We start from the raw sequence: 1266 nt of genomic DNA, 5'->3' as shown, positions 1-1266 counted from the left end.
AAGCCAGCCTTTCATGATATATCTCCCAATTTGTGTAGGGCTTATTATGCACGCTTAAAAATAATAAAAGCAGACTTGACCTGATAGTTTGGCTGTGAGCAATTATGTGCTTAGTGCATCTAACGCCTGAATTAAGCCGAGCCGCGAAGCGGCTTCGGCTTAAATGAATAGTTAGACGTTAGACGTTCTTGGCGCCATCGCAAATATGCGAAGTTTGAGATTTTCGCTTTTCGAGCAAATCAGCGACCGCAGACTTTGCATAGCCAATGAACGCCGAAGTCTCATCTGCACGCAAAGCAAGACTATCCTTGCAAAGCCCAAGATAGGCTTGCCGCGCCTCAACCAGTATTGGCTTATGCTCAGCTGGCAAGCGCTCTAAAACCCATTCGGCGGCCACATCCTTGGGGACGATTCCTCCAGTTTCAGTGCTATACCAGATCCGAGCTAACGTGAGTACGATGTTCCGCTCCTCATTTTCCCAATCCTCATGAGTATTCCACAGCTTAAGGGTATCGGAAAGCACCTGGAGAAAGTCATGCTCTGGCACCGGCATGAAGACTTTTTGAGCCACTGGACCTACTAAAGCGATGCTGTGTTGCCTAGCTTTCGTTATTAGAATTGCAAGGTCGGCGTCCAAGGCGGCTGGCTCGAAGACACCTTCAAGAATATCCTCCCGCAGCCACTCCCCGAACTGCAGTTCTCGTCGTGCCGGATAACGCCAAGGCACTACTTCGTTGCATGCAACAACAGTTACCTCTAGCGGCCGGAGTATTGAGCTTTCGCATGGTGGTGCCGAGATATTCAAGAAATCGAGCATCAGGGAGCGTCTGGTAGCTTCATCCAAGCGTGCATCCACGGTAACCAGCAGATCAATGTCGCTATATGGTTTGAGGCCACCATCAATTGCAGAACCATACAAGTGTATGGCTTTCAGCGTTGATGCCAAATGGCGTTTAATTACATCGCGTGCCTGTGAAAGCTGTCTTGAGATTCCGGTGTGTATAGAGTTGCTCATCATGTCTAACTTTGTTTTAGGGCGACTGCCCTGCTGCGTAACATCGTTGCTGCTCCATAACATCAAACATCGACCCACGGCGTAACGCGCTTGCTGCTTGGATGCCCGAGGCATAGACTGTACAAAAAAACAGTCATAACAAGCCATGAAAACCGCCACTGCGCCGTTACCACCGCTGCGTTCGGTCAAGGTTCTGGACCAGTTGCGTGAGCGCATACGCTACTTGCATTATAGCTTACGAACCGAACAGG

General features: G+C 49.5%; 1 protein-coding gene. It reads right to left on the bottom strand.

What is annotated here, in order from left to right:
• Window positions 1-178 precede the first annotated feature (178 nt).
• Window positions 179-1015, bottom strand: a complete 837-nt coding sequence (locus tag L6990_RS11785; protein WP_010991842.1) for an ANT(3'')-Ia family aminoglycoside nucleotidyltransferase AadA9 — start codon at window positions 1013-1015, stop codon at window positions 179-181.
• Window positions 1016-1266 lie beyond the last annotated feature (251 nt).

Source organism: Rothia endophytica (genome assembly GCF_928381505.1).
GTDB lineage: Bacteria > Actinomycetota > Actinomycetes > Actinomycetales > Micrococcaceae > Rothia > Rothia endophytica_A.
Note: the sequence above shows the minus strand (reverse complement) of the source record. Positions and strands in the feature narration are given on the sequence as shown.

What these genes read in the sequence shown, in the direction of transcription:
- L6990_RS11785 (WP_010991842.1), bottom strand. Translation starts at nt 1,015, where the DNA reads ATGAGCAACTCTATACACACCGGAATCTCAAGACAGCTTTCACAGGCA.